Genomic DNA, 25,782 nt, shown 5'->3' with positions numbered 1-25,782 from the left:
CGCAAGAACAAGGTTAAACGCGACGAACGGTTGCCCGGCCCACCGTGACGTGGTGAGAGACGCACGATGAATCACCCAGCCGACCTTGCCATCCGCCTGCGCCGCGCCGCATTCAACCGGGCCTTGGCCGACGCCGATCTGGCCGCGATCGGGCCGTTGCTGGCACCCGACGTGGTATTGGTGACGGGAAGCGACAGTGCGATTCTTGCCGGTCGCAAGGCGCAACTGCTGGCCTGGAAGCGCGAATTCTCGGCGCGGACGAGCAGCATCTATGTGCGAACGCCCACCACGATCGTGCCATCACCAGTGGCGCCCATCGCCCTGGAACACGGGGCGTGGCAAGGCCGCGACGCCCAGAGCGGCACGATCCAGGCGGCAGGCCAATATAGCGCGAAGTGGCGCGAGATCGGTGGTGTCTGGGTGATTGTGGCCGAAATCTTCGTCACAATGGAATGAAGCGATCAACCTGTTCCATGGCTGCCTGCACCAAAAGGCCAGGCGCCAGGAAACGACCATCGCGGCCCGCGCGCGCCGGCGACCAGATTGCCCAAGCCCGCGCCAGCAATGCGGCGTGATCGTCTGAAACGGCGTGGGCAAAGCGATGCTGGCGACCATCGGGCAACCGGGCATCATACCAGATCCAGCCGGGCGGAAGGCTAGGCGGGCGGCTGGGCACGGACGAATCGGCCATGGTTCACCTTGGCAAAAATGCCGCACGAGCGGACGGAATTTACCGCTTCGGTTAAAGGAAATTTCCTTTTATTGAATCGCCGTTTAGCGATTTTGACGCGGATTTGGCAGCATCTCGACTGGATATTTAGGATTTTTCCTATATCTAGTTCCTATGCCCGCTGAGCCCGGCGCCCTTTCCGCCTAGCCCTCTCCCGCCAAGGGGCAACGGCGGCAAGCTGGCCAAGCACACGCCGGGCAAGAGCACAAATCCTTGATTTAAAGCCTGCATCCACACTGCAGAAAACGCAACGGCGCGGGGCGTCGGCCTGCTTGGAGTGCTGCGGATGCTGCAGCGAAATCAACCGTCAAAGGAAAAGTCCTGATGACCGATGCCATCGCCACCGTTGCTGCCGATGCCCCCGCCAAGGTTTCGCTGGCCGGCCTGACCTGGACCGAACGAACCGCCTATCGCGCACTGGCCGAAGCCGCACAGGCCGGGCTGCCCTGCCCTACCAACATCGATATCGAAATGCTGTGCGGGTACAATTCGTGCTCGATGGGGCCGGTCATGGTCAAGCGCCTGGAACGCAAGGGACTGATCCGGGTGGAGCGATACCAGCGGTTTCGCATCGTGGAAATCGTGGCCACGGGTGAGCGCACGGCGCGGGCCGCCAACATGCGCGACGACACCCCGCATGTGCCCAAGGGCACCCACACGCCGCCGCCCGCGCGCCTGCCGACCAGTGCAACGCCGCGTCCGACCGACCGCAAGCCCTACAAGACCGGAAAGGGCCTGCGCTGATGACGCGCGTGCGCAAGGCGGGGCGCGATCCGGCGCTGGAAGACCTGCTGCTCGCCGGGCTGGCCGAAGGCATCACGCTGCGCAAGCTGTGCCGGCGGCACCAGGTGGCACCGGGATTGGTGCAGCGCTGGCGGCTGGAAGACAAGGACTTTGCCCGCCGCTTTTCCCTGGCGCGCGAAGCGGGGTTCGAGGCGATCGCGGAGGAAACCCTGGAAATTGCCGACGACGATGCCGGCGACGTGATCTGCAAGGAAAAGGCCGACGGCACGGTTTCCGCCACCAAGAACCCGGACAACGTGGCCCGTGCCCGGCTGCGGGTGGAGACGCGATTGAAACTGCTCTCGAAATGGGCACCGGGGAAATACGGCGAAAGCGCGGGGCCAGGCGAAAGCCAGGACTGGAGCGAGCGGTTGGCCGCGGCGCGGGCGCGGGTATTGAAGGGGCGGTGAATGGCGGGGAAATTGTCGAGAACGGCGGATCTGGCCGAGGCGATCGGCGCGTTTACCCACGATCCGTTGGGACACGCATTGTTTGCCTATCCCTGGGGCCAGGGGCCGTTGGCGGGCATGGCCGGGCCGCGCCGCTGGCAACGCGACGTGCTGGAGGAGATCGGCGCGCATCTGGCCGATCCGGTCACGCGGCATACCCCGCTGCGCCTGGCGCGGGCATCGGGACATGGCATCGGCAAATCGGCACTGGTGGCAATGATCGTCAAGTGGGCGCTGGACACCTGCCCCGATGCGCGCGTGCTGGTCACCGCCAATACCGAAAGCCAACTCGATACCAAGACAGCACCGGAAATCGCCAAGTGGGCGGGCCTCGCGCTGACGGCCGACTGGTTTGCCCAGACCCGGCGGGCACTGGCCTCGACCGCGCAGGGCCGGGGCCCATCATGGCGGGCCGACCTGGTGACGTGGAGTGAGCACAACACCGAGGCCTTTGCCGGCCTGCACAACATGGGCCGGCGCATCGTGCTGATCTTCGACGAGGCGTCGGGCATTGCCGACAAAGTGTGGGAAGTGGCGCTGGGCGCCCTGACCGATGCCGATACCGAATTGATCTGGCTGGCATTCGGCAATCCGACGCAGAACACCGGCGCGTTCCGCGAATGCTTTGGCAAGCATCGCAACCTGTGGCGCACCGCGCAGATCGACGCGCGCGAAGTGGAAGGCGTGAACGCCGATTACCTCAACGAGCTGGTGGCCGCCTACGGCGCAGACAGTGACGTGGTGCGCGTGCGCGTGCGAGGCCAGTTCCCATCGAGCAGCACGATGCAGTTCATCCCGCAGGACCTGGCCGAAGCCGCGCGACGGCGCGTGGTGCCCGCCGGATTGCCGACCGACCCGGTGATCTTTGGCGTGGACTGTGCGCGGTTTGGCGACGATGAAAGCGTGCTGGCGATCCGCTGTGGCCGCGATGCGCGCAGCCGGCCGTGGAAGAACTGGCGCGGGGTGGATGCCATGCAACTGGCCGGCGACATCGCCCTGGAGGCGGCGCGACACCGGCCCGATGCGATCTTTGTGGACGCGGGCAACGTGGGCGCGGCGGTGGTCGATCGCCTGCGCCAGTTGCTGGGCGATACGCCAGTGATCGAGGTGTGGTTTGGCGGCAAGGGGCGCGAGGCCGAACTGGAACCCGGCGTTTCCGTGCCGACAGCCAACAAACGTGCCGAGATCTGGACGCGGATGCGCGCGTGGCTGGGCCAGGGCGCGGTGCCCGACAGCGACCGACTGTGCGACGACCTGATCGGACCGACCTATTCCTTCGCCGCCGACGACACCCGCGTGCAGCTGGAAAAGAAGCCCGAGATGAAGCGGCGCGGATTGCCCAGTCCGGACTGGGCCGATGCACTGGCCTGCACATTTGCCGAAGCGGTGGGTCCGCGCGCGCTGCCGGCCTGGCTGGAACCCGCAGCCCAGGCCGATGACGGAGCGGGACGCTATGGCGAGCTGGGTTGAGCGGCTGCGATTTAACTTGCCATCAGACAATATATTCAGAAATATGCAAATATAAATCGGCGCGATTCGCTTCGGGACAGCACAAAACGCGCCTCCATCTTGCCCATATCCAATAATTCATTGTGGAACATCTGTTGCCACAAACGCGTCTCTGCGCCTGGAATATTGGTAAATGCCGGCGCAGGCATGATGAGGGAGGGATCGATCATGAAACTACCCGCAGCTTATGCCTATCTCGGAAATATTGCCAATCCGCCCAAGATGATAGTCGAAGCTCTCAAGCTGTTCGGCACCAAGGAGCAGCCGGGGCCGGGTGACAATCCGGTCATCATAAAATGGGCTGAAGAAGTCGGCACGCAAGTGGCGCATGACTATTATGCAGACTCTGTACCATGGTGCGGCCTGTTCATGGCCGTGGTGGCCAAGCGAGCGGGCAAGCCGCTGCCGCCCAATCCGCTGTGGGCGCTGAACTGGGCCAAATTCGGTGAGCAGGCCGGTCAACCGATGCTGGGCGATACGCTGGTATTCATCCGCCCCGGCGGCGGGCACGTTGGGCTTTACGTGGGCGAGGACAACGCCAATTTTCACGTGCTGGGCGGCAACCAGAGCGACCAGGTGTGCATTCGCAGCGTGCCGCGCGAGCGTCTCTATGCCGCGCGGCGGCCGATCTACACCAATGCACCGCCTTCGATGAAAGTCATTCGCCTGGCCAGGAATGGTGACGCTTCGATCAAGGAAGCATAACCCACTATCAACAGGACGCTTTAAAAGGCCCTGTCCCAGTTCGGGCGGGGCCTTTTTCATGCGCGTTTCATTGCGATCATGGAGCCCTGCACCAGCGATTCAAGCTGGGCCGCCCCCGGCTTACAAGCGCCTTCAATCCATGGAGGTGCCTAGATGTGCAGCACGCCCACCGTTCCCACCGCGCCCGAGCGGCAAAGCCTGAAACTGCCTGACCAGGGAGCGCCAGCCGGCGCCATGGACAACAGCCGCTGGCGCCGCGCGATCCTGGCCGGGATGGTCACTTCGCCGCTGGGCCTGACCGGCGCAGCGCGGATTTCTTCCACCACGCTTGGTTCGGCCACTCTCGGTTCGGGAGGCACTCTTGGCTGATCACAAATCGATCCGCGCCCATTGCGAGGCACGTCTGGCCGGGATGAAATCCGTTCGCCAGGATTATGAAGCCGAAGCCGAGCAGATCGCCCGCTTTGCCCAGCCAGCCCGTTCGCGGTTCCTGGCCGGGAGCAAGGATCGTTCGGGCGCGCGGCGCCGACAGTGGAACCGCACGCTGTTCGACCCACACGGGATCGAGGCATTCCGCACGCTGACCAACGGGATGACATCGGGCCTTTCCAGTGCATCGCGCCCTTGGTTTACCCTCAAGACCGCCGACGACGACCTGATGGACGCGCAAGGCGTGCGCGCCTGGCTTTCGGCGGTGGAGCGCCGGCTCTATGCCTTTCTGGCATCGACCAACTTCTATGGGGCGGCCAAGGCCGGCTATGGCGAGATGGGCCTGTTCGGCACCGAAGCCTGCGTGATGGTGGAGCATCCGCTGGCAGGCGCGGTGTGCCACGCACTGACCTTTGGCGAATACTGGATCGCGTTGTCTGACGCGCTGGTGCCCGATACGCTTTATCGCACCTGCCCGATGAGCGTGCGCCAGGCGGTGCAAACCTTTGGCCCCGCCGTCTCTCCGGCCGTGCGCGCGCTCTATGATCGCAGCCAGTACGAGACGGTGGTGGAAGTGTTCCACGCCATCGAGCCGGACCCGGACCACGACCCGCATCGCTTTGGCTCCAAGGCCTGGCGCAGCGTCTATTGGGAAGCGGGCGCACGCGGTGACAGCCTGCTCAAGCTTGCGGGCTATAACGAGCAGCCGTTCTGGGCCCCGCGCTGGGACGTGGTGGGTGGGGACACTTACGGCCATTCGCCCGGCATGGAAGCCCTGCCGGCGCTGCGCGAATTGCAGATGCAGGCCAAGCGCCGCAACGAGGCCATCGACCAGATGGTCAAGCCCGAGAAGATCGTGCCGCCGGGCGTGCACCTGACCGGCGAACCGGGGCGCACGGTAACGGCATCTGGGCTGGACCGCGACGGCGTGGTGATCCCCTACCAGATGCCCTACCAGGCCGTGGCGGCGATCGGCGAGGAAATGGACAAATGCCGCCGCCAGATCGACGGCTTGAGCTTTGCCGACCTGTTCAACGCCATCACCAACATGCGCGGCGTGCAGCCCCGCAATGTTGAGGAAATCGTCAGCCGCAACGAGGAAAAGCTGACCCAGCTTGGCCCCGTGATCGAACGCGTGGCCAACGAAAAGCTGCAAGTGGCGATCGATCGCGCCTTTGCGATCCTGAGCCGCGGGGCCATGTTGCCGCCGGCTCCGCCAGCCCTCCACGGGCGCGGAGTGCGCGTGGAATTCGTGAGCATCCTGCAGCAGATGCAGCGCATGGTCGGCATCGGCCAGATCGAGCGGGTGGTGGGCTTTGTCGGCAATCTGGCGGCCGCCCATCCCGAAGTTCTGGACAAGATCGACTTCGACGAGGCGGTGGACGAATACGCCTGGCGCGCCGGTACCCCAGCGCGGATCATGCGACCGGCCGCCCAAGTGGCGCACTTGCGCACCCAGCGAGGAGAGGCGGCCCATGCCGCCCAGGCGGCCGCGCAGATCAGCCAGATGGTGCCCGCGATGAAAGACGCGGCCGCCGCAGCAGAACTGCTCTCGCGCGCCGACGTGGGCGGCGAAAACCTGCTCAAGCGGCTGATCCAACCGTGAGCGTTACCAGTGAAGATGCCGCCGCCTTGCTGGGCCGTCTCGAATTCCGCCGCTTCCTGCACGCAGCGATTCAAGCGGCGGGGCTGCTGGGGCAACAGACAATGGTCAGCGGGGCCGATGGTACCCTGCTCGCCTTCCTCGAAGGGCGGCGCAGCTTGGGTTTCGACCTGATCGCGCTCGCCCATCGCGGCCAGGACGAGGCGATCCGCGCCCAGGATCCGCTGGGCCTGACGACCATGCAGGCCGTGCTCGATGCTGCCCTCAGTGCAAAGGAAAACCGCCTTGAGCGACCCCATCCCCGCACCCGATACGACGAGCTTCCCGACGATGAACCCGGCGCCGACGGGCCAGCCGGCAACGGCCCCGGCCAGCGCCGGTTCGACCGCCCAGCCGGGCGCCGCTGAACCGGCCCACTCCCCTTCTGTCGCAACCGAACCGACGCAGGCGGGCGTTCCCGAACGCTATGACCTGGCACTCGACGGCATGGCGCTGGACTCCCAACTGGTGGAAAGCGCCGAGCCGGTGCTGCGCGAGTTGGGCCTTTCCAACGAGCAGGCCGGCAAGCTGCTGCCCTTGGCGCAAGGCGTGATGCAGCGCACGCAGGAAAGCCTGCTGGCCCATTTCGCCGATGCCGCCGCCGCGCAGAAGCGCGCCTGGGCCGAGGAGTTTGCCGCCGATCCCGAAATCGGCGGTGCCCGGCGCGCGCAGAGCGAGCACCTGGCCGCACGCGGCCTGGATGCCCTGGGTTTCAACGAGGGGCACCCGTTCCGCCAGGCGCTGGCCGACAGCGGCTTTGGCAACCACCCCGACATGATCCGCGCGTTCCGCCGCCTGGGCGAATTGCTCAGCGAGGACAGCGGCTTTGCCCGTGCCCATGCCGGCAGCGCCAACCAGCGCCCCGTCTGGGAACGTCTCTACCCCCAAGAAGCGAAGTAAGGAGATAGCTTCATGGCCATTCTCGGCTCGAGTTACTGGAACCTGATCGATGTGCTCAAGGCCGGCGGCGACGGCCTGGGCGACGTGGTGGAGGCGCTGACCCAGCTGACGCCCTTCATGAAGGACGCCAACGTGGTGAGCTGCAACAGCGGCACCGAGCATCGCTCGACGATCCGCACCGGCCTGCCCAGCGTTTCATGGGGCGCGCTCTACCAGGGCATCGCCCAGTCCAAGGGCAACTACACCGAAGTGAAGGACACGACCGGGTTCGTCGAAGGTCTTTCCTCGGTGGACGAACGCCTGCTCAACCTCAAGCCCGCCGAAGCGGCCAAGCTGCGGCTGGTGGAAGGCCAGGGCTTCCTGGAATCGATCGCCCAGACGGTGGAAAGCGCGATCTGGTATTCCGACGTCAAGGTGAACGGCAAGCAGTTCCACGGCCTGGCGCCGCGCTACAACTCGCTGTCGAACGCCAACGTGGTGAATGCCGGCGGCGCACAGGCCGACAATGCATCGATCTGGTTCGTCACCCATGGTGACATGCAGACCAGCGTGATCGTGCCGGATTCGGTGCCGGCCGGCGTGCAGCGCGAAGACATGGGGCGCCAGCGCGTGCTCGATGGCAATGGCAACCCCTATTACGTCAAGGAAGAGAAGTTCACCCAGCACATGGGGCTGTGCGTGAAGGACTGGCGCTTCAACGGGCGCATCGCCAACATCGACGTGTCGGACGTGGTGGCCGGCACGGTGGCGCTCAACCCGCTGCTGCGCAAGCTGTACTACAAGCTCCAGGGCCGCCGCGCCTATCACATGGAGCGTGAAGGCCAGGTGAGCCCCGGCCGCACCGTGATCTACATGAACCGGGTGCTGCTTGAAGCGCTGGACGCCGAAACCAGCAACGGTCGCAGCGGCGTGGACAACTTCGTGCGCCTGACGCCCATGGAAATCCAGGGCGAGGAAGTGATGACCTGGCGCGGCATCCCCATTCGCGAAACCGACGCCCTCGTCACCAACGAAGCACTCGTCGCCTGACGCGCAAGCTCTGGTTCCGGCGCCGTAAAGGGCGCTGGAGCCGGGGCGACGCTCCTCTCCCAATCCGGAGTATTCCCGCATGATTTTCGACAATTCGCTGTTGCTGAGCGATGCCCAGGCGGTGACCGCCTCGGCCGCTTCGGCCAATGTCATCGACTTGGGCACCACCGGGACCCCTTATGGCGCCAGTGCCGCCCTGGTGCGCGATCTGGGCCGTGGCCAGGAAGTGGATCTGGCCGTGACCGTTTCGCAGACCTTTGCCGGGCTGAGCAACCTGCAGGTGAGCGTGCAGGCTTCGCCCGACAATGCCACGTGGACGACCGTTTCCAGCGGCGCGGTGGTGCCGCTGGCCAGCCTGGCAGCCGGATACCAGTTCAAGGTGCCCGGCAGCATCGAGGAAGGTGTCAACGCCCGCTACCTGCGGCTGTACTACACCGTGGGCGGCAGCAATGCCACCGCCGGCAAGATCACCGCCGCGGTGGTGGCCAGCCGCCAGACCAACCTGGGCGTGGGCGGCCAGTAAAGGCCCTGCCGGGCGCGCCCCGCCGCGGGCGGACCGAGGCGTGCCCGGCACCTTGCCCCTTCCCCTTCCGCTTTCCAAGGAGACGCAGATGGCAGCCGCCACCCAGAGCAGCTTTGCCGCGAACGGCATCTGGCAGGATATTGCCGCCACCCTTACCGCTGCGGCGAATGCCGACGTGCTGTTGCAGAACATCGGCCAGCAGCCGGTGAAAGTATGCTTTGGCGGCGCGACCGCGCCCGTCAGCGACCTGGCCGGAGTGACTGTCTATCGCCAGGGCACGATCGTCGGCAATGCCGCCAACGTGTGGGTTCGCTCTCCCGGAGGCACGGCCCTGGCCGTGACGGTGGGCTATTCGGGCGGTGTTTCGGGCAATGTGGCCAGCCTGGGCAACGTGCCTGCCGGCGCCAGCGACAGTGGCAATCCGGTGAAGATCGGCGGCGTCTACAACGCCACCCAGCCAACCCTGACCGACGGCCAGCGTGGGAACCTGCAGCTTTCCTCGCGCGGCGAAGTGATCACTTCGATCGGGTCATCTGGCAACGTCGCCAGCGTGGTGACGGGCGTGGGCGCCGATGCCGGCGGCAGCGTGAACGGCGTGAACGTCTATGCGCGGCCAGGCGTGTTCAACGGGGCCACGTGGGACCGCGCCAAGAAGCCGTCGAGCACGACGCGCCTGCTTTCTGCCGCGGCCACGACGAACGCCACCAGCGTGAAGACCAGCATGGCCGACCTGTTTCGCGTGCGCGGGCACAATGCGAGTGCATCGGCCCGCTACCTCAAGCTCTACAACAAGGCCAGCGCACCGACCGTGGGCACCGACACCCCGGTGGCGACCTATTACCTGCCGCCATCGAGCCCGTTCGAGATCGCTTTCGACACGCCGCTCTATTTCAGCACCGGCCTGGGCTTTGCCCTGACCGGCGCGGCGGTGGACAGCGACACCACGGCCATCGCGGCGGGCGACATCCTGTGCCTTAACATCCACTACGCCTGAAGGAGCACGTTCCATGGCGATCTGGCGCCGCGACGACGACACCTTGGGCGAGCTGTTCGACGACGGGCTGGACTTGAAGCCGGGCGAGGACGGCTTCACCCGCGCGCTGGCACAGGCGCACTTTGGCACCAAGGCCTTCAGCTATGTCGGCACGCCCGACTGGCAGGTGGTGAGCGAATAGCCACCCCTTCCCCTTCCTCCCGCCAGGAAGGGGCACCCTTTCGCCTGGCAGCAAGGACAAGCCCATGCCCCAACTGATCGACATCTGTAACCGCGCCTTGGCGCAGATTGCCGCTGGGCAGATCGCCGATTTTGCCGAAGGCAGCATCGAGGCCCGCGAAGCGACGCGCTTTGCCAAGCCTCTGCTGGCCGAACTGGCGGAATGGGCGCCCTGGCCCTGGGCGCGCACGCGCGTGGTGCTGGCCGAGGTGAGCAACGACCGCCCGGCCGAATGGCTGCACGCCTATGCCGCCCCGACGAACCTGGCACAGCCGATCGCCGTACGCGCGGTGGAGGACGACGCCACCACGCTGCCGAGCGGTGGCCCGTTTCCCTTTCCGCTTCAGGACGCGGCGCCGCTGGCGTTCCTCTACGAGGGTGGGCGCATCTACGCCAACGTGGCCAACGCCACGCTGGTGTTCGTGCGCAACAACGTAACCGCCCCGGATCTGCCGCCGCTGGTGGCGCGCGCATTCGAGCTGGAACTGGCCGCGCGCCTGGCCCTACCGGTGAAGAAGGACGCAACCGCCGCGCAGACGCTGGCCCGCGCCGCTGAAATCGCGCGGATGCGCGCGATCGCCGACGAGGCGAACAAGAGTGGCGAGCGCCCGGCGCGGTATGTCAGCGAAGCGGAACTGGCCCGCGCCGGCCTTGCCTTTCCAGGAGACGCGGCATGATCGGCGGGCGCACGGCGCAAGCCAATTTCTGCCGTGGCGAGCTGGGTCCGCAGCTGTACGGCCGGTTCGACGTCGACGCTTGGGGCACCGCCCTGCGCAAGGCGCGCAACGTCATCGTGCTCAAGTACGGCGGCGTGACCAAGCGACCGGGCACCGAAATGGTGGCCGAAGTGCTTGATCCCACGCAGCCCGTGCGACTGGTGCCGTTCCAGTTTTCGCTCAGCCAGACATATGCGCTGGAAATGGGCCAAGGCTATATGAGCCCCTGCGCCGGCGGCGGCCGCATCCTGGAAGAGGAACTGGCGATCACCGCGATCAGCAATGCCGCGCAGGCCGTGGTGGAAGTGGCCTATCACGGCTTTGCCGTGGGCGACCGGTTCTACATTGCCGGATGCGCAGGCGAGATGGGCAGCCTGCTCAACGGCCGCGCCTGGACCGTGGTGGCCGTGATCGACGACAGCCATTTTCGCATCGATGCCGATACCAGCGGGGAGGCCACCTTTGCCGGCTGCAGTGGCGGGACGACCCGCAGCGCGCCGCCTGTGGCCCCCGCCGCGCCGGTGGTGCCCCCCGTAACCCCCGCCCCCACGCGCCCGGCGATCTATTTCGGCGGTTCGGGGCAATTTGGTGGAAAGGCCTGGTTCTGATGGGCGGAGCACGCATCTACAAGGTGGGTTCGCCCTACAACGGGGTGGAACTGGCCGAGCTCGATTTCGAGCAGACCGCCGATACCATGTATCTGGCGCATATCGACCACGCGCCCGCCAAGCTGGTGCGTGCGGGCCATACCGACTGGTCGTTTCGCACTGTCGCCTTTGCGCCCACGGTGGATGCGCCCGCAGGCTGCTATGCCTGGCCAACGGTGGCGAACACCGACAGCAGCAATGGCAACGCGGCCTATTTCCCGCAGCCGGCAAGCTATTGCGTGACGGCGGTGAACGATGACACCGGCATGGAAAGCCGCGCCAGCACGGCATCGACCGCCACCAACGACCTGACGCTCAAACGCAATTTCAACACGATAACCTGGACAGCGGCGCCCGGGGCCACGCGGTATAACGTCTACAAGGCGGATAACTCGCAGTTCTTCGGCTATATCGGCACGACCGAGACCACGAACTTTCGCGACGACAATATCGCGCCGGCGCTGGATCGCGCCCCGCCCCAGGCGGCCAACCCGTTTTCCGGGCCGAATGACTATCCCTCCACCGTCACGCTGTTCGAACAGCGCGCGGTGTGGGCCCGCACGCGCAACGTGCCACACGGTATCTGGACCACGCGCAGCGGCCAACTGGAGAACATGGATCGTTCGCGGCCATTGCGCGCCGATGACTCCATGGCGTTCACCATCGTGGCCGGCCGCGTCAATTCGGTGAACCAGCTGGTCACCACCACCAGCCTGCTGGCGCTGACATCGGACAGCGTGTTTCACATCGATGGCGACGGATCGGGTGGCGTGCTCGATGCCACGCGCGCGCCGGCCACGCGGCGCCAGATCGGGCGTGGATCGTCGCGGATCTCGCCGCTGGTGATCGACAATGTGGTGTTCTACCAGCCAAGCGTTGGCCGCACGGTGCGCACGATCGGCTATGATTTCACCATCGACGGGCTGAAATCCAACGACGTCTCGATCTTCTCGCCGCATTTCTTCGACGGAATGAGCATCGTTTCCTGGTGCTATGCCCAGGAGCCGCGCAGCGTGATCTGGGCGGTGCGCGAGGATGGCAAGCTCGTCTGCTTCACTTGGGAGCAGGAACAGAACGTGTGGGGCTGGACCCTGTGCGAAACCGACGGGAAGGTCCTGTCGGTGTGCTGCATCTCCGAAGAGGGCGAGGATCGCGTCTACCTGGTGGTGGAGCGCGACATCGCCGGAACGACCCGCCGCTTCGTGGAGCGCATGGCGCGCCATGCATGGTCGGACATCGCGGATGCCTGCTATCTCGATTGCGCAGTCAAAGGCCGGTTCGATGAACCACGCACCAGCTTTACCGGATTGTGGCACCTTGAAGGGCGCACCGATATTGCCGGGCTGGTCGATGGCGTGGCCATTTCGGGGCTGACCGTCACGAACGGCACGATCACCCTGCCAGCCGGCATGGGCGGCGCCACGCAAGTCACCTTCGGTATCCCGTATCAGGTGGATGTGGAAACATTGCCGCTGCGCCTGTCCACCACGACGGGTAGCAGCGTGGGCCGGATCTGCCAGGCAAGCCAGGCCGTGCTGACCCTGGCCGACACACGCCAGATTGAAGCCGGGATCGACGCCGATCACCTGTTCCCGGTCAAATCGCGCAAGGACGAGGCATGGAACGCGCCCGATGCGCTGATGAATGGCGAATACCTGGTCAACCTGGACAACCGGGCGCGCGACGATTGCGCCATCTGGATGCGACAGACCGCACCCTTGCCGTTCACCCTGCTGGGCGTGGCGATCGATCCGGTGCTGGGCGGATGATCCTGCCCAACCAGACCCACGTGGAAATCGTGCCGGCCCATGCCCGCCATGTGGGTTTCCTGGCGCGACACATGCGCGCCATCGACAAGGCCGAATGCCGCGCCATGGGGCGCGAACCCAAGGCCGCCCTACGCCATGGCCTGATCGCATCGACCCATTGCTGGACCGCGATGGTGGCTGGCCGGCCGCACGCGATGTTCGGCGTGGTGGTCGAATCGGCGCTCGCCGGCCGCGGCGTGCCCTGGTTCCTGGGCACGAACGAGGTTTGGCGACACGGCCGCACCTTGCTGCGCCTGGGCCCCCCGATCCTGGCAGCAATGCACGATTCAAGCGCGGTGCTGGCCAACCTAGTGTCTACCGGCAACACCCGGGCGATCCGCCTGCTCGAACGATGGGGTTTTACCGTGGACGAAGACACCATGCTGGTGGGCGATCTGGCCTTTCGCCGATTTGCCCGCCGCCGCCCCGCCCTTTCCACCCTGCAACAGGAGAATGCCTGATGTGTGGCCCCGCTCTTCCAATCATTGCCGCTGGCCTTGCCGTGGCCGGCCAAGGCATCAGCACCGTCAGCGCCATGCACCAGGCGCAGTATCAGCGCCAGGCCGCGCTGCGCCAGGCCGAACTGGAACGCAGCGCAGCCCGCGATGCCCAGGATGAAACCACCCGCGCGATCCAGGATCAGTATCGCCAGATGGCAGCCGAGGAAGGGCGCCAGCGCGTGGCTGCCGCAGCCGGCGGCGTGGGCGTGGATTTCGGTACCGCAGCCGATGCGGTGGACAGCACCCGCCTGGTTGGCGGCGCGCGGGTGACCGACCTGGCCGCGCAGGGCACGCGCGCCGTGCGCCAGGCCGATGCCGGCGCGGCCTTTGCCATGGGCCGCGCTAGCGCCGCTTCAGCCCAACGCCAGACCGCATTGCTGAGCGGCCTGGTTGACATGAGCCAGTCGGTGCTTTCGGGCGCGCGCCAATATGGCGCGATGCGCGCCCGTATCGGCTGACCAGGGCAGCCCTTCCACCTTTCCTTTTCGTTTGCGCGTTGCCCCGCCCGCTTGGGCGGCCCGCCCCCGCGCGCCTTGCAGGGACACCTTTCCATGGCCGTTTCCACCACCAACGCCTATGATGGGCCGTTCAGCGCCAATGGCGTAACGCTTTCATTTCCCTTCACGTTTACAGCGCAGAGCACCGCCGACGTGGCCGTGCTGCTGGATGACCAGCCGATCACCGCCGGCTACACCGTGGAGCTGTACGAAGGCGGCGGCGGCACCGTGACCTTCGCTGCGGCCCCTGGCCCGGGCAAACTGGTGGTGTGGCTGGATCCCGATTTCACCCAGACCACGGCCTTCGAGAACGGATCGGCGTGGCTGGCAGCGCCAGTGAACCTGGCCAACGACCGCGCTGCGCTGCGCGACCAGGCGCTGTCGCGCGACCTCAAGCGCTGCATGCGCATTCCCTTGGGCGAGAACGCCGGCACGCTGCCTTCGGCGGCCAAGCGCAAGGGCAAGTTCTTTGCCTTTTCGCCGATCGACGGCACCGCCGTGCTGGCCGACGCGGTCAACGGCGATGCGTTGCTGCGCTCAGACATGGCCAGCACCGATGCCAACAAAGGCGCCACGCTCGTGGGCATTCCCGGCGGTGGCACGCTGAACGACGTGATCGTGCCATGCGCCACGCGCAGCGCGCTGGCCACGCGCACCAATCGCGCGGTCATGGCCTATCTGCTGGAAACCGGGCGGCAGGGGTATTTCTATTTCTCCACGGATAACCTGGCGAGCGCGGTTACGGCCGATACGGCGCAGGCGTTCTATATCCCGCCCAGCACCGACCGGACCGGCGCCAGCGGCGCATGGGTGCGTGCAGGAGGATCGGACGCCATTGCCGACGTGCGCTGGTTCGGCGCCGTGGGCACCCCCAACACCGATGACAGCATCGCGATGCAGGCGGCCATCGACTGGCTCAACGCCAAGCGCGGGCGCACCCTGCAGATCCCCACCACGACAGCCGCGTTCACCTTTTCCTCTGACCTGGTGATCTTGCAGAACAACGCCCGGATCGAAGGTGTGGGCGGCGGCTATGGCAAGCTGCGGGGCACCGGCGGCGCGCGGATCGTGCTGGGGCGCGCCCTTCCGGGAGCCCCGGATACCGCAGGACAGATCACCAAGACCGGCACGAAGGTTTCATATTGCACGCTCTCTTCGCTGGCGATCCAGCCGCAGGGCAACCATCCAGGCGAATGCGTTTTGCTCGATTTTGCCGATAGCACACTGATCGAGCTGTGCGATATCGGCCCGTCCAGCCAGGACGGCAGCACGTTCACCATCGGGATCAAGACCAACTGGGTGCAGTGGGTCTATATCGATCGCAATCAGATCAACGTGAACGGCGCCTGTCTTTGGCTGCGCCGGCCGACAACGCACACGCAAAACGAAGACCACTTCCATATCACGCGCAACCAGCTTTACATCGGCAAGATCGCGCCCCTCGATGGTTCCACGCCCGCCAATGTCGTGATCGAGGGCGACCTGAATTGTGGCTATGCCATGTTCGAGTTCGAACTGCGCGGCAACCACATCGGCAAGTTCCTGTCGGGGAGCACGGCCGTCACGACCATGACCGGCGGATTGCGTCTGGTGGGCACAGACCCCAGTGGCGACTTTCGGAGCCTGCACAGCGCTTGCGTGCGCGACAACTTCTTCGAATACGTCAACTATCCGATCGATTTCGCGCGTGGCCTTGGCGGTGCTAGCGATTCCAGCGCGATCGATTTTTCCGGAAACTGCGTGCTTTCGGCCACCCTAGTATTCCACGGCACCGGAACGAACAAGGCAACAGCCACGCTGGGTGCCAACTATTTCCTGCAGTGCGACACGCTCGTGGATGGCATCAAGTGTTTGTTCAACGGCTACAACCGCTATTCGGCCATAGCGACGCTCTCGGTCCAGACACTCAACAATCACCGCTTCGCCCACAAGCAGACCGGCAGCGGCTCGCTCCCGTCGGTCCGGCTTGAAGCACGCGGGACCACTGCGGTGGCTGCAGGGCAAACATATGTGGATATCACCCACGGCCTCTCGCTGACGCCCACCGATTTCAACATCATTCCTACGTCATCGGGATGGGCGCCGAATTTCTGGATCAGCGCAGCCGGCGCCACCACGTTCCGCATCAATTTCACCGATCCGGGCGCGTCCAAGTACCTGCGCTGGACCGCCAGCGTTGCCGACGCCTGATCCAAGGGAGCCTGCCATGCTGATCGAAACGCCGGCCCTTCTTGCCGACCTTGCCGCCATCAATGCAGCCGTCAACGCCGACCCTGCGTTCACCAACGATACCACCCACTTCTACGTGGGTCGCAGCCTGATGGCTGACGATCGAACCGTGGCCTATGCCGAATTGCTGCCGCCCAGCCGGATCGATTGGACCGGCCAGGCCGTGGCGGAAAAGCGCCGTCGCCTGATCGCGGCCGGGCATGGGCCGGCCGGGTTGCTGATCGCGCTTGCGACGCTGCCCGACGGCACCACACACCCCGTTCTGACAGCGGACATCTCGGCCCCGCAGGCGCCTTATACGCTGCTGCTCGACAGCACGAGCGCCGTGCCCAAGGCGTGGTCGTCCGTGGCCAACCTGCAGTTCCGGGAATGCCCCGAGGACGACAGCTGGGGGCTGCTGTGCACGGCATCGGCCGCATGACCACGAGCCACGAGGACCTGCACCGCGATATGGGACGCATGGAGGGAAGGCTCGACGCCATGGAGGACAGCCTTGATCGGATGGCCACCGCGCTGGAAAGAATCGATGCTCGCCTGGCCAAGATCGAAGCGCGCGAAAGTGCCAGGCGCGGCGCCTTTGCCGCGCTGACCGCGCTGGCCGGCGGGCTGTCTGCCTTCATCGCCTGGGCGGTGAGCACCTTTTCGCGCTGAATCGAAAGCCACAACCATGATCGACATCACCAGGCTGCAAAAGCGGCTGCTGGCGGCTGGCCACGACATTGGCACGGCGGACGGCCAGATGGGTACACGCACCATGGCCGCGCTGATGGCTGCGGTGGCAGGGCGCCCCATGGCCGCGCTGCGCCCACTGGCGGCGGCAGCCGCGATTCACCTGCCAGCAGCCGGCCTGTTGGAGACGCCTGCCCGCCTCGCCCATTTCCTGGGCCAGGCGGCGCACGAAAGTGGCGGCTTTCGCAACCTGGTCGAAATCTGGGGCCCCACCCCGGCCCAGGCCGGATATGACGGTCGCACCGATCTGGGCAACGTGAAGCCGGGTGATGGCTTTGCCTATCGCGGGCGCGGGCTGTTCCAGATCACCGGGCGCGCCGTCTATCGCGCGATGGGCCAGGCGCTGCAGCTGCCCTTGGAAACCGATCCGGGCCTTGCCGCCACGGCGGAAGGCGCCGTGCGGACCGCCATCGCCTTTTGGGCGGCGCGCCATCTCTCCGCCCTGGCCGACGCCGGCCAGGACGATGCCATCACCCACCGCATCAACGGCGGCACCAACGGCCTCGACAGCCGCCGCCGGCTGGTCGCCCGTGCAAAAGGATTGCTGCTGTGACCGAATCCGCCCCGCTCCAGATCGATGCCTCGCCGGTGCCCTATCAGCTGGTCAGCCTGGTGCGCCAGGCGCTGCCGCCGCTTGTTGCCTTCGCCGTCGGGCGCGGCTGGCTGGCCGATGACAGCGCCACGTTGCTGCTGGCCCTGGTGGCGATTGCCCTGCCCATCATCCAGGGGCAGCGCCACAGCCTGCAGCGCAGCCGGGCGCTGGCGCGGCTGGGGGCCATCGTGCCCGATGCCGTGGCGGTGGTGCGGTGATCCCCGCCCCCTGGCTGGCGCGCCTGGCGCGTCATGCCCTGCCCTGGATCGCGGCGCTGATCCTGGCGCTGGCGTGCCGGCATTACGCAGTGCTGGCTCACGCAAGGGCCGAGGCCCTGTTGCAACAGCAAACCAGCTTCCGCGCCGCCCAGGCCAGGGCCGAAACCACCGCCCGCGCCGCCCTTGACCAACAACAACGTCGCTTGCGGCAGTTGGCGCAGAACGAGGAAACCCGCCATGATCACGAACTGGAAACGGCCCGCGCTGCTGCTTTGCGCTATGGCGCCGCTCATCGCGTGCAGCCCGCAAACAGTGCGCGTGCTGCCAGCCCATCCCCTGCCCCCACCACGGATCACGCTGCCAGCATTCGCCCGCCAGTGCCCGCCGCTGGTGTCGTGGTATCCGACCAGGACGTGCAGGCCTGTAGCGAAGTGACGGCCTATGCCCTGGCCTTGCGCACTTGGGCCCTTGGCCTGGACACCGCCGTCACACTATCGGAAGAGGCCGAGCGCTGAGGTTACCAGCTGCCGGCGTTGGGCATGCTGGCCCAGGGTTCGGCTGGATCGAGACGGCCATTCTGCAGCAGTTCGATCGAGATGCCGTCAGGCGTCTTCACGAAGGCCATGTGGCCATCGCGCGGCGGCCGATTGATCGTGACGCCCGCATCAAGCAGCGTCTGGCACGTGGCGTAGATATCGTCCACGCGGAACGCCAGGTGGCCGAAATTGCGCCCACCGGTATAGGTTTCGGCGCTGCCGTCTTCGGCCGGCCAGTTATAGGTCAGTTCCACTTCATAGTCCTGCCCGGGCGCGGCCAGGTAGATCAGGGTGAAGCGGCCTTGTTCGCTGGAAAAGCGGCGCGTTTCCTCAACGCCCAGCAGCTTGAAAAAGGCAACCGTCGCGTCCGGATCGGTTACGCGGATCATGGTGTGCAGAAACTCGGTCATTGTCTGGCAGCTCCGTTCAAAACGATATGTCGGTTGCAGTCAGGCCAAGGCCGTCACGGCCGGTCGGCCTGGCCATTGAGCTGGGCAAAAAGATGGTCGAAGTGCCCGTCCCGCTCGGCATTGCGGAAAGCCAGCGTATTGGGCACGCAGATTTCTGCCGGGGTCGGCACTTGGTCGAACAGCGCCATCACCTGGGCGATATAAGTATCGAGCGGCAAGTAGCCTTCGCGGGTTTCCTGCCCCGGCGTCAATCCGGTCTGCACCGCGGGCGGGGCCAATTCGATGACTTCCACCCGGCCCCCCAACTGCGCGCGCAGCGATTGGCTGTAGGAATGCATCGCCGCCTTGCTGGCGCTGTAAGTGGGCGCCGCGGCCAACGGCACGAAGGCGAGGCCCGAAGTGACATTGACGATCGCCGCATCGGCCTGTGCGGCCAGATGGTCGACCAGTGCATCGATCATGCGGATCGGGCCAAGCAGGTTGGTCACCACCGTCGCTTGCGCGTCGGCCAGGTCACGCGACCCGCTCAGGTCTTCAAAGCGCATGATGCCGGCATTGTTGACCAGCACGTTGAGCGCGGGAAAGCGGGTAACGACGTCGGCTGGAAAGCCCGCGATGGCTTCGGCATCGGTCACGTCCAGCGCCATGGCATAAAGACCTTCGCGCCCGGCCACGGTTTCTTCCAGGCTGGCCAGGGTGCGACCGGTGACGATCACGGTGTTGCCCGCCGCGTGCCAGGCTTGCGCCAGCGCGCGCCCGATGCCGCTGCCACCGCCGGTGACGAGAATGGTGTTGCCGCTGGTTTTCATGGGCCATGGTTCCTTTGACTGGTGGCCGCAACGTGGGGGTTGCAACGCGGCTGCGCAACGCCATGGGAAAAAGATCATGCGCGCAGATCTGTGGATCGGCTGCGTGCGGATTGATTGCCATCCCGCAGCGCGGCATAAAGCATCCCATGTTCAAGCAACTGATGCCGTCCCGCCCCACCCAGGAACGCTCGCTGGCCTGGCGGCTGGGCTGGTGGCTGGGCCGGGCCATCATCGTGTTCCTGGTTGGCAGCGTGCTGTGGGTGCTGGTCTACAAATGGGTGCCCGTGCCGATCACCGCCACGATGGTGATGGATGGAAATGGCATCACCAAGGACTGGACGCCGCTGACGCGGATCGACCGCAGCATGGTGGATGCGGCGATAGCAGGCGAGGATTCGCGCTTTTGCAGCCACCATGGCTTCGATCAGGCCGCAATGCTCCAGGCGTTCGAGCGAAACCAGCAGGGGGGCCGTATCCGAGGCGGCTCCACCATCAGCCAGCAGACCGCCAAGAACGTGTTCCTGTGGCAGGGCGGCGGCTATTTCCGCAAGGGCCTGGAAGCCTGGTTTACCGTACTGATCGAGCAGATCTGGGGCAAGCGGCGGATCATGGAAGTCTATCTCAACGTCGCCGAAACCGGAATCGGCACGTACGGGGTCGAGGCCGGCGCGCAGCGTTATTACAACAAGGGCGCGCTGCATCTGTCACGGATCGAGGCGGCGCGCATTGCCGCCGCCTTTCCCCAACCCAAAGTGCGCGAGGTCACCGGCGCCAGTGGCTTCGTGCGCCGCCATGGCAATGCGATTGCCGCGCGTTCGGCCGTGGTGCGCGGGCAGTACGATACCTGCGTCTACCAATAACGTCCCACGCGAAAGGGCCGCTTCCCGTTTTGCGGGAAGCAGCCCCCTCCAGCGTGTAAGCCGAGCCGCCGGATAACGCATCGTGGCAGGCAGGGCTTGCCCCCTTCTTGCCGCATGATCACGCAATAAACCGCATCTACTATGCTGCAACGCACAATGAACGATTTCCCGTATCGTTCCCGCATATGCGCAGCTTGCAGCAACATGGCGCAACAACACGCCCGATGGATAGTGCAGCGCAGCACGGCTGGTCGCACGATCGGCGCGTCCCGGCGCACAGCGCACTGCCCCCATGAAAAAACCCGCCGCCACCCTTGAAGGTGGCGGCGGGCCATTCGGTTGCAATCTTGCCGCTGGGATCAGAAGCCGAAGCTGATCGAACCCATGATCGTGCGCGGCGGGCTGATCTGCGCATAGCTGATCGGCGAGGTCGAGGTGGACTGGCTGTTCAGCGTGCCGCTGAAGCCACCCACATAGGTTTCGTCGAACACGTTGATCACGTTCAGCTGCAGGAACGTGCGGTTGTTGAAGATCGGGCTGACCTTGTCGAGGCTCAGCTTCGCATCCAGGTCAACCTGGGTATAGGCCGGGGCCTTGGCCGGGAAGATTTCCTGGCGCGGCGTGGTGCCACCCACGTTGACATAGAACGGCAGGTTCTGGTCGTTCACGTAACGCGGACCGGTGCGCTTGGCCTGCACGCCCAGCGACACCGGACCAACCGATCCATCGACGCGACCACCGAAGGTATAGACCGGCGCGCCCGATTCACGCTTGCCGGCGGTCTGGTAGTAAGCGGTACCGGTCGCCGCGGTGCAGCCGTACATGTTGAGGAGCACGTTCTGCGACGAGCAGTCGCCCGCTTCCACGTTGTCGCGGATCTTGGAGTGCAGGTACGAACCATAGAGGTAGATCGCCAGGTCGCGCACCGGCGAGTACGAGATCGAGCCGTCGATGCCGTACTTGTCCACGCGGCCAAGGTTCCGATAGATAGTGGTGTTCAGGTCACGATCGAACGAGGAAGCCAGGCGGTTCTGGTAGATCGTGTACCAGGCCGAAACCTGGGCCATGACCTTGCCCGAACGATAGCGCACGCCCAGATCGAAGTTGTCGGTCGTTTCCGGGTTGGGCTTGGCGGCGTCATTGCCCATCGGGAAGTAGAACGAGTTGTAGAGGTTGTCGGTGCCCGGCACCTGCAGCCCCTTCGAATAGTTGGCAAAGATGCCGACATTCGAATTCACCGCAAAGGTCGCGCCCACGCTCGGCAGGGCCTTGCTGTAGGTGAAGATGCGCTGCTGCGGCGCGGCATAGCCGCTGGTGGGCAGCCCGGTCGTGGTGCTGACCACATAGGGGTTGGCCGCCGCAAAGGCTGCATTGGCCGCATCGCTGCCGAAGCAGGCATAGCCACCGGTACGGCTGGTAAAGCAATACTGGTTGAGGTTGCGCTTGAAGAACGGCACGCGCACGCCGGCATTGACGGTGAGGCCACCGAACTTGCCGCGGTATTCACCCGAAACCTGGTGCAGGATGGCGTAGGACAGGCGGTTGCGGCGCTGCATCACGTTTCCGTTCACATCGGTGATCGGGTCGCTGACAGGGAAGTAGGTCCCGGCCGTGCCGTTGCTGTTGTACGTGCCGAATTCCGCGGTCTGGCGATGACGGCCGCGGTCGTACGAATAGGCCAGGCGGATCGTGTTGTCGGGGTTGATGTCATAGCGCAGCGAGGCGATCAGGCCGAGGCGGATGGTCTTGGTCTGGCTCGGCGCAATCAGGCGAACGGTGTCCAGCTTGTCGCCGTCGCCGTTGAGATCCTTGCCGAAGTAGTAGTTGGTGCCGTCATAGCCGGTCAGACCGCTCACACCGTTGATGGTGGTGGTCTTTTCGCTGGCCACATAACCCAGCGTACCGCCATTGGCGCTGGTCCACTGGATCGACGGATCGACCGTCAGCACCAGGCCATCGGCCAGGGTGAAGCGCGAGGAAATGCGGATGTTCGCGGTGTCGGACGGGTTGATGCGATAGTCGTAGTCCGAACCGCAGGCGCTGGCCGCGTCAGCCGCACCGGCCACCGGTGCCGCGATCGTGCAGCGAGCGGTCTGGTAAAAGCGATCGTCGCCCGAAACCGGATAACGGTTGCCCGAACCGGTGCCGACCACGCGGGTGCCGGTGTTTTCGATCCACATCGGGACCGAGCCGAACGCGTTGTTGCGGTTGCGGTTGTAGTGGCCGGCGATCGAGATGAAGTCGCCATTGCTGCCCAGCGGCTGGTACAGCTTGGCGTTGTACTGCTGCTTCTGGATCTTGCCGATGCCGCCATAGATCGTGTCGTTGCGCGAATTCGACGCGGTGGCATAGGCGCGCAGACCGCCTGCGGTGAGGTTGCCGGTGTCGATTTCGCCGAAAATGCGCATGTAGCCGTATTCACCGGCCGAACCGATCATGCGCGCGTGGAAATCCTCGGTGGGATTGCGCGAACGATAGTTGACCGTCGAACCCGAAGCGGCCGCCGTGGGCGAGTCGACGTCGGTGGTGCCCAGGTTGACGTTGACCTGGTCGATGACTTCGGGATCGAGCTGCTGGTTCGAATAGATCGAATAGCCGCCGGTGTCGTTCAGCGGGATACCGTCGAACGTCTGCGAGATGCGGGTGTTGTCAAAGCCACGGATATAAAGCACGCCGCCCGACGAACCGAACGGGTCGTTGTTCTGGAAGCTCACACCCGGGACCAGGTTGATGATGTCGTTGATCGACTGGCCCGGCGCCTGGTGCGCAATGATGGTCTGGTCAAGAACCTGCTTGGCCTTGGGCGTGTCGGGCAATTGAACGCCGTTCACCGACTTGGTGGTGCGGCCGCTGACCACGATGGTCTGCTGTTCGAAATCGACCGAGCCGGTGGATTGGGCCAGGGCGGGCGTGCTGGCCAGAGCCATGCCCAGCGCCAGCAGCGAGCCGGCGGTAAGGTGCGAGCGATGCATTGGTGTCCCCGTTGCGTGTCAGGTCGCCGCACTGCGGCGACACGAGATGATCCGTCCCCCGCTGCCGCCAGGCGACCCGACGCTGGCAGGGGGCCGGCACAAGGCTTCCGCGCACCGGCAGCCTTCCCTGACCGGTTTCGTGTGACACGAAAATGACAAAATTTCTGCATTTCTTACTTGATGTTGAACGCCACGACCAAATGCTTCTGACAAGCGATGAATCGCTTGCCGATCATTTCAGATGAAAGCATCCCTGCGTAACGATCGTGCGGCCTGTGGCGCCTTCGCAACAACAGCAAAGATTTTGCGCGCTTGCGAAACGTGCGCCCGGATTTGCGGTTGTTTGCAATGTTTTGCAACACAACAGGCGCAATCGTTGCGGTTGGCTGCGAAGGGCGGTCCGTCAAGGCGCCGCGCGCCGGCTCAGCCCGCTGGCGGAGCTGCCGATTCGTCCTGCGTCACCAGCAGCCAGCGCTCGGCAGCTTCAAGGCCGATGGCGGTCAATCGCCCGGAAGCATATGCGCCGGTATCGATGCCCACCCGCCAGGGCGATAGTTCCGGCTCGTCCACGATGGTGTGGCCGTGGACGACTGCAAAATCGCGTGCCGTTCGATCCGCAATGAATTCGCCGCGAATCCACCGCATGTCGCTGGGCACCTGCTCATCGAGCGGCACGCCGGGGCGGATGCCGGCATGCACGAAGACATAGTCGCCGATGCGAATCTGGTCTTCCAGGCCGCGCAGGAATGCCAGATCCGCAGCGGGCACGAATTGCGGCATTGCAGCGCGCAATTCGTCCAGCGTCATCCGGGCATAATCGTCCGGGTCGATGGGATAGCTCAACAGCGTCTCGCGGCCGCCGTGGCGCAGGAAATGGCGCAGGGTTTCTTCGCGCTCGAATGCGCCCAGAAACATTTCTTCGTGATTGCCCGCCAGAATGCGCACGTTCCGCCGCTCTGCCCAGGCGCGCGCCGTGGCGATCACGCCAGCACTGTCAGGGCCGCGATCGATAAGATCGCCCAGCAGGATCACAGTGGTTGCGATCGGGGTTTGCAGCGCGGCTTGCGCATTGCGGGTGGCGTCGTCTGCCTCGATCAGCGCAATCATCTGCTCGAACAGATCAAGCCGGCCGTGGATATCGCCCACCGCATAGATGCGCTGACCCGGCGGAACCAGGGTTGGTGGGGCCGGCGGTTCTGCCCGCGGACCCGAAATTAGCGACTTGAGCAACTTGAGCATGCACCGGCCGTGACGAACTTCGCGGGACATATATGGCCCTCGCGCGGGCAGAGACAAGCGTCAGAAACACTATGATGCACAAAAGACACATTCCAGAACGAGAATGCCACGGCCCACGGATTGGTCTTGTGCAACGCAGCAGGCCCCGGCATCCAGACAAGCGCAAGTCGTCAACCAGCCCGCGCAAGAAAGAGGCCGGGGCGATTTGTGCAGGCGGGGCGACGCGTCAAAGACAAAACAAAGAGGTATTTCATGCGTACGTCCATCAAGTCGCGCGTGGCCAAGGCTGCCACGGCGCTCAGCCTTGTCGTCGCTGCTGGCTATGCTGTGCCCGCGATGGCCGACGAGACCGCGCCCCCAAGCGATTTCAAGGTGACCGGTTCGGCAGGCGTAATCAGCCAGTACCGGTTCCGCGGCATTTCTCAGTCGAACAACCTGCCCGCCGTCCAGGGCGCGCTCACTCTTTCGCACAGCTCGGGCTTCTATGTCTCGACCTGGGGTTCGAGCGCCTCGGCCAGCCCGGCCGTGAACATTGGCGGCACCGAAATCGACGTCTACGGCGGTTTTACCCACGCCATCGCCACCACCGGCGTGACGTTCGACGTGGGTCTCTACGGCTACCTCTATCCGGGCGCGCCGGGCCTCAACTATTATGAAGTCTATGGCTCGCTGTCCAAGGCGGTCGGTCCGGTCAACGCCAAGGCCGGCATCAACTTCGCGCCCAAGCAGAAGAACCTGGACGTCTACACCACCCACACCAACGCCTATATTTATGGCGAACTGTCGGGTGCCATTCCCAACACGCCGTTCACGATCCACACCCACCTGGGCCACACCGGCGGCGCGTTCGACTATACCAAGCAGTATCTCGACTACACCGCCGGCGTCAGCACCACGTGGAAGAACCTGACGCTGGATTTCTCGGTGGTCGGCACCAACGTCAGCCGCAACGATTCGGCCGCCAATCCCTTCGCTGGCGTCGAACCGTTCCAGATGTACCGCGCCGCCAAGACGGTGGGCGTGGTCTCGCTGATGGCTACGTTCTGATCGCCTAGCGACGTTCGCCCAAGGGCAACAGGGGAAAGCCCGCACCGGTTCTCCGGTGCGG

At 65.1% G+C, this 25,782-nt stretch carries 31 protein-coding genes; 25 read left to right on the top strand and 6 right to left on the bottom strand.

Annotation, left to right across the window (positions count from 1 at the left end):
• Positions 1-66: 66 nt before the first annotated feature.
• Positions 67-456, top strand: coding sequence for a DUF4440 domain-containing protein (locus FHW94_RS12620; protein WP_168556206.1), 390 nt, complete (start codon positions 67-69; stop codon positions 454-456).
• On the opposite strand, the gene FHW94_RS12615 is transcribed toward FHW94_RS12620, so the two are convergent.
• Entirely contained in the window at positions 443-691 is a 249-nt protein-coding gene (locus FHW94_RS12615) for a hypothetical protein (protein WP_168556205.1), read from the bottom strand. The two genes, FHW94_RS12620 and FHW94_RS12615, sit on opposite strands and share 14 nt — an antisense overlap.
• A gap of 363 nt (positions 692-1,054) precedes the next feature.
• On the opposite strand from FHW94_RS12615, the gene FHW94_RS12610 reads away from it, so the two are divergent.
• Genes FHW94_RS12610 through FHW94_RS12600 form a run of 3 tightly spaced genes read left to right on the top strand, consistent with a single transcriptional unit; the run spans position 1,055 to position 3,432 of the window.
• On the top strand, positions 1,055-1,474 hold the full coding sequence (locus FHW94_RS12610) for a hypothetical protein (protein WP_168556204.1): 420 nt from the start codon (positions 1,055-1,057) through the stop codon (positions 1,472-1,474).
• Complete coding sequence (locus FHW94_RS12605) at positions 1,474-1,923, top strand: hypothetical protein (RefSeq protein ID WP_168556203.1); 450 nt, start codon at positions 1,474-1,476, stop codon at positions 1,921-1,923. Before FHW94_RS12610 ends, FHW94_RS12605 begins: the two co-directional genes overlap by 1 nt.
• A 12-nt stretch (positions 1,924-1,935) precedes the next feature.
• The gene (locus FHW94_RS12600; RefSeq protein WP_246866117.1) at positions 1,936-3,432 is read left to right on the top strand and encodes a terminase; all 1,497 of its coding nucleotides are present in this window, start codon (positions 1,936-1,938) and stop codon (positions 3,430-3,432) included.
• A gap of 35 nt (positions 3,433-3,467) precedes the next feature.
• Here FHW94_RS12600 and FHW94_RS12595 read toward each other — a convergent pair whose 3' ends face one another.
• Positions 3,468-3,641: a hypothetical protein gene (locus FHW94_RS12595; RefSeq protein WP_168556201.1), complete on the bottom strand. Its 174-nt coding sequence runs from the start codon at positions 3,639-3,641 to the stop codon at positions 3,468-3,470.
• Here FHW94_RS12595 and FHW94_RS12590 point away from each other — a divergent pair.
• From FHW94_RS12590 to FHW94_RS12500, 19 genes are all read left to right on the top strand, one after another.
• Positions 3,640-4,176 carry a TIGR02594 family protein gene (locus FHW94_RS12590; RefSeq protein ID WP_168556200.1) on the top strand — a complete coding sequence of 179 codons (537 nt, stop codon included), beginning with the start codon at positions 3,640-3,642 and terminating at the stop codon, positions 4,174-4,176. The genes FHW94_RS12595 and FHW94_RS12590 overlap by 2 nt on opposite strands.
• A 153-nt stretch (positions 4,177-4,329) precedes the next feature.
• Positions 4,330-4,545 (top strand): hypothetical protein, encoded by a 216-nt coding sequence (locus FHW94_RS12585; protein ID WP_168556199.1) that lies wholly within the window; start codon positions 4,330-4,332, stop codon positions 4,543-4,545.
• On the top strand, positions 4,538-6,211 hold the full coding sequence (locus tag FHW94_RS12580) for a portal protein (protein ID WP_246866116.1): 1,674 nt from the start codon (positions 4,538-4,540) through the stop codon (positions 6,209-6,211). Before FHW94_RS12585 ends, FHW94_RS12580 begins: the two co-directional genes overlap by 8 nt.
• 282 nt (positions 6,212-6,493) lie before the next feature.
• On the top strand, positions 6,494-7,147 hold the full coding sequence (locus FHW94_RS12575; protein ID WP_168556198.1) for a hypothetical protein: 654 nt from the start codon (positions 6,494-6,496) through the stop codon (positions 7,145-7,147).
• Positions 7,148-7,159: 12 nt separating this feature from the next.
• Positions 7,160-8,176 (top strand): major capsid protein, encoded by a 1,017-nt coding sequence (locus tag FHW94_RS12570; RefSeq protein WP_168556197.1) that lies wholly within the window; start codon positions 7,160-7,162, stop codon positions 8,174-8,176.
• Between the two features lie 79 nt (positions 8,177-8,255).
• The gene (locus tag FHW94_RS12565) at positions 8,256-8,699 is read left to right on the top strand and encodes a Bbp16 family capsid cement protein (protein ID WP_168556196.1); all 444 of its coding nucleotides are present in this window, start codon (positions 8,256-8,258) and stop codon (positions 8,697-8,699) included.
• Between the two features lie 88 nt (positions 8,700-8,787).
• Positions 8,788-9,693: a hypothetical protein gene (locus FHW94_RS12560; RefSeq protein ID WP_168556195.1), complete on the top strand. Its 906-nt coding sequence runs from the start codon at positions 8,788-8,790 to the stop codon at positions 9,691-9,693.
• Between the two features lie 13 nt (positions 9,694-9,706).
• Positions 9,707-9,874, top strand: coding sequence for a hypothetical protein (locus FHW94_RS12555; protein WP_168556194.1), 168 nt, complete (start codon positions 9,707-9,709; stop codon positions 9,872-9,874).
• A gap of 64 nt (positions 9,875-9,938) precedes the next feature.
• Complete coding sequence (locus FHW94_RS12550; protein WP_168556193.1) at positions 9,939-10,589, top strand: hypothetical protein; 651 nt, start codon at positions 9,939-9,941, stop codon at positions 10,587-10,589.
• Entirely contained in the window at positions 10,586-11,236 is a 651-nt protein-coding gene (locus tag FHW94_RS12545) for a hypothetical protein (RefSeq protein ID WP_168556192.1), read from the top strand. The genes FHW94_RS12550 and FHW94_RS12545 overlap by 4 nt, the downstream gene beginning before the upstream one ends.
• Complete coding sequence (locus tag FHW94_RS12540) at positions 11,236-13,044, top strand: hypothetical protein (RefSeq protein WP_168556191.1); 1,809 nt, start codon at positions 11,236-11,238, stop codon at positions 13,042-13,044. The genes FHW94_RS12545 and FHW94_RS12540 overlap by 1 nt, the downstream gene beginning before the upstream one ends.
• Entirely contained in the window at positions 13,041-13,544 is a 504-nt protein-coding gene (locus FHW94_RS12535; RefSeq protein ID WP_168556190.1) for a hypothetical protein, read from the top strand. The genes FHW94_RS12540 and FHW94_RS12535 overlap by 4 nt, the downstream gene beginning before the upstream one ends.
• On the top strand, positions 13,544-14,041 hold the full coding sequence (locus FHW94_RS12530) for a hypothetical protein (protein WP_168556189.1): 498 nt from the start codon (positions 13,544-13,546) through the stop codon (positions 14,039-14,041). The genes FHW94_RS12535 and FHW94_RS12530 overlap by 1 nt, the downstream gene beginning before the upstream one ends.
• Positions 14,042-14,134: 93 nt before the next feature.
• Positions 14,135-16,270, top strand: coding sequence for a hypothetical protein (locus FHW94_RS12525; protein ID WP_168556188.1), 2,136 nt, complete (start codon positions 14,135-14,137; stop codon positions 16,268-16,270).
• 16 nt (positions 16,271-16,286) lie between these two features.
• Positions 16,287-16,730: a transglutaminase-like cysteine peptidase gene (locus FHW94_RS12520; protein ID WP_168556187.1), complete on the top strand. Its 444-nt coding sequence runs from the start codon at positions 16,287-16,289 to the stop codon at positions 16,728-16,730.
• On the top strand, positions 16,727-16,960 hold the full coding sequence (locus FHW94_RS12515) for a hypothetical protein (RefSeq protein ID WP_168556186.1): 234 nt from the start codon (positions 16,727-16,729) through the stop codon (positions 16,958-16,960). Before FHW94_RS12520 ends, FHW94_RS12515 begins: the two co-directional genes overlap by 4 nt.
• Before the next feature lie 16 nt (positions 16,961-16,976).
• Positions 16,977-17,591: a glycoside hydrolase family 19 protein gene (locus FHW94_RS12510; RefSeq protein ID WP_210425652.1), complete on the top strand. Its 615-nt coding sequence runs from the start codon at positions 16,977-16,979 to the stop codon at positions 17,589-17,591.
• Positions 17,588-17,848 (top strand): hypothetical protein, encoded by a 261-nt coding sequence (locus tag FHW94_RS12505; protein WP_168556185.1) that lies wholly within the window; start codon positions 17,588-17,590, stop codon positions 17,846-17,848. Before FHW94_RS12510 ends, FHW94_RS12505 begins: the two co-directional genes overlap by 4 nt.
• Positions 17,845-18,363 (top strand): hypothetical protein, encoded by a 519-nt coding sequence (locus tag FHW94_RS12500; RefSeq protein WP_168556184.1) that lies wholly within the window; start codon positions 17,845-17,847, stop codon positions 18,361-18,363. Before FHW94_RS12505 ends, FHW94_RS12500 begins: the two co-directional genes overlap by 4 nt.
• 2 nt (positions 18,364-18,365) lie before the next feature.
• Here the strand turns inward: FHW94_RS12500 and FHW94_RS12495 are convergent, their stop codons facing one another.
• Both FHW94_RS12495 and FHW94_RS12490 read right to left on the bottom strand, forming a co-directional pair.
• Positions 18,366-18,794, bottom strand: coding sequence for a VOC family protein (locus FHW94_RS12495; RefSeq protein ID WP_168556183.1), 429 nt, complete (start codon positions 18,792-18,794; stop codon positions 18,366-18,368).
• A gap of 53 nt (positions 18,795-18,847) precedes the next feature.
• Positions 18,848-19,603 carry an SDR family oxidoreductase gene (locus tag FHW94_RS12490; protein WP_168556182.1) on the bottom strand — a complete coding sequence of 252 codons (756 nt, stop codon included), beginning with the start codon at positions 19,601-19,603 and terminating at the stop codon, positions 18,848-18,850.
• Positions 19,604-19,749: 146 nt separating this feature from the next.
• Here FHW94_RS12490 and mtgA point away from each other — a divergent pair, with 146 nt between their 5' ends.
• Positions 19,750-20,463, top strand: a complete 714-nt coding sequence (mtgA, locus tag FHW94_RS12485) for a monofunctional biosynthetic peptidoglycan transglycosylase (RefSeq protein ID WP_168556181.1) — start codon at positions 19,750-19,752, stop codon at positions 20,461-20,463.
• 359 nt (positions 20,464-20,822) lie between these two features.
• Here mtgA and FHW94_RS12480 read toward each other — a convergent pair whose 3' ends face one another.
• Both FHW94_RS12480 and FHW94_RS12475 read right to left on the bottom strand, forming a co-directional pair.
• Positions 20,823-23,435: a TonB-dependent receptor gene (locus FHW94_RS12480; protein ID WP_168556180.1), complete on the bottom strand. Its 2,613-nt coding sequence runs from the start codon at positions 23,433-23,435 to the stop codon at positions 20,823-20,825.
• A gap of 423 nt (positions 23,436-23,858) precedes the next feature.
• The gene (locus FHW94_RS12475; RefSeq protein WP_168556179.1) at positions 23,859-24,674 is read right to left on the bottom strand and encodes a metallophosphoesterase family protein; all 816 of its coding nucleotides are present in this window, start codon (positions 24,672-24,674) and stop codon (positions 23,859-23,861) included.
• A 252-nt stretch (positions 24,675-24,926) separates the two neighbouring features.
• Here FHW94_RS12475 and FHW94_RS12470 point away from each other — a divergent pair, with 252 nt between their 5' ends.
• A complete protein-coding gene (locus tag FHW94_RS12470; protein ID WP_168556178.1) occupies positions 24,927-25,721 on the top strand; it encodes a TorF family putative porin in 795 nt (264 codons plus the stop codon).
• Positions 25,722-25,782: the final 61 nt, after the last annotated feature.

The sequence above is a fragment of the Novosphingobium sp. SG720 genome (genome assembly GCF_012275365.1).
In the GTDB taxonomy this organism is placed as follows: Bacteria; Pseudomonadota; Alphaproteobacteria; order Sphingomonadales; family Sphingomonadaceae; genus Novosphingobium; species Novosphingobium rhizosphaerae.
The sequence above is the reverse complement of the archived record's forward strand: the minus strand, read 5'-3'. Positions and strand labels throughout refer to the sequence as shown.

What these genes read in the sequence shown, in the direction of transcription:
- FHW94_RS12590 (WP_168556200.1), top strand. Translation starts at nt 3,640, where the DNA reads ATGAAACTACCCGCAGCTTATGCCTATCTCGGAAATATTGCCAATCCG.
- FHW94_RS12560 (WP_168556195.1), top strand. Translation starts at nt 8,788, where the DNA reads ATGGCAGCCGCCACCCAGAGCAGCTTTGCCGCGAACGGCATCTGGCAG.
- FHW94_RS12555 (WP_168556194.1), top strand. Translation starts at nt 9,707, where the DNA reads ATGGCGATCTGGCGCCGCGACGACGACACCTTGGGCGAGCTGTTCGAC.
- FHW94_RS12620 (WP_168556206.1), top strand. Translation starts at nt 67, where the DNA reads ATGAATCACCCAGCCGACCTTGCCATCCGCCTGCGCCGCGCCGCATTC.
- FHW94_RS12595 (WP_168556201.1), bottom strand. Translation starts at nt 3,641, where the DNA reads ATGATCGATCCCTCCCTCATCATGCCTGCGCCGGCATTTACCAATATT.
- FHW94_RS12535 (WP_168556190.1), top strand. Translation starts at nt 13,041, where the DNA reads ATGATCCTGCCCAACCAGACCCACGTGGAAATCGTGCCGGCCCATGCC.
- FHW94_RS12540 (WP_168556191.1), top strand. Translation starts at nt 11,236, where the DNA reads ATGGGCGGAGCACGCATCTACAAGGTGGGTTCGCCCTACAACGGGGTG.
- FHW94_RS12515 (WP_168556186.1), top strand. Translation starts at nt 16,727, where the DNA reads ATGACCACGAGCCACGAGGACCTGCACCGCGATATGGGACGCATGGAG.
- FHW94_RS12550 (WP_168556193.1), top strand. Translation starts at nt 9,939, where the DNA reads ATGCCCCAACTGATCGACATCTGTAACCGCGCCTTGGCGCAGATTGCC.
- FHW94_RS12520 (WP_168556187.1), top strand. Translation starts at nt 16,287, where the DNA reads ATGCTGATCGAAACGCCGGCCCTTCTTGCCGACCTTGCCGCCATCAAT.
- FHW94_RS12530 (WP_168556189.1), top strand. Translation starts at nt 13,544, where the DNA reads ATGTGTGGCCCCGCTCTTCCAATCATTGCCGCTGGCCTTGCCGTGGCC.
- FHW94_RS12475 (WP_168556179.1), bottom strand. Translation starts at nt 24,674, where the DNA reads ATGCTCAAGTTGCTCAAGTCGCTAATTTCGGGTCCGCGGGCAGAACCG.
- FHW94_RS12615 (WP_168556205.1), bottom strand. Translation starts at nt 691, where the DNA reads ATGGCCGATTCGTCCGTGCCCAGCCGCCCGCCTAGCCTTCCGCCCGGC.
- FHW94_RS12545 (WP_168556192.1), top strand. Translation starts at nt 10,586, where the DNA reads ATGATCGGCGGGCGCACGGCGCAAGCCAATTTCTGCCGTGGCGAGCTG.
- FHW94_RS12510 (WP_210425652.1), top strand. Translation starts at nt 16,977, where the DNA reads ATGATCGACATCACCAGGCTGCAAAAGCGGCTGCTGGCGGCTGGCCAC.
- FHW94_RS12585 (WP_168556199.1), top strand. Translation starts at nt 4,330, where the DNA reads ATGTGCAGCACGCCCACCGTTCCCACCGCGCCCGAGCGGCAAAGCCTG.
- FHW94_RS12480 (WP_168556180.1), bottom strand. Translation starts at nt 23,435, where the DNA reads ATGCATCGCTCGCACCTTACCGCCGGCTCGCTGCTGGCGCTGGGCATG.
- FHW94_RS12495 (WP_168556183.1), bottom strand. Translation starts at nt 18,794, where the DNA reads ATGACCGAGTTTCTGCACACCATGATCCGCGTAACCGATCCGGACGCG.
- FHW94_RS12610 (WP_168556204.1), top strand. Translation starts at nt 1,055, where the DNA reads ATGACCGATGCCATCGCCACCGTTGCTGCCGATGCCCCCGCCAAGGTT.
- FHW94_RS12470 (WP_168556178.1), top strand. Translation starts at nt 24,927, where the DNA reads ATGCGTACGTCCATCAAGTCGCGCGTGGCCAAGGCTGCCACGGCGCTC.
- FHW94_RS12490 (WP_168556182.1), bottom strand. Translation starts at nt 19,603, where the DNA reads ATGAAAACCAGCGGCAACACCATTCTCGTCACCGGCGGTGGCAGCGGC.
- FHW94_RS12570 (WP_168556197.1), top strand. Translation starts at nt 7,160, where the DNA reads ATGGCCATTCTCGGCTCGAGTTACTGGAACCTGATCGATGTGCTCAAG.
- FHW94_RS12525 (WP_168556188.1), top strand. Translation starts at nt 14,135, where the DNA reads ATGGCCGTTTCCACCACCAACGCCTATGATGGGCCGTTCAGCGCCAAT.
- FHW94_RS12565 (WP_168556196.1), top strand. Translation starts at nt 8,256, where the DNA reads ATGATTTTCGACAATTCGCTGTTGCTGAGCGATGCCCAGGCGGTGACC.
- mtgA (WP_168556181.1), top strand. Translation starts at nt 19,750, where the DNA reads ATGTTCAAGCAACTGATGCCGTCCCGCCCCACCCAGGAACGCTCGCTG.
- FHW94_RS12605 (WP_168556203.1), top strand. Translation starts at nt 1,474, where the DNA reads ATGACGCGCGTGCGCAAGGCGGGGCGCGATCCGGCGCTGGAAGACCTG.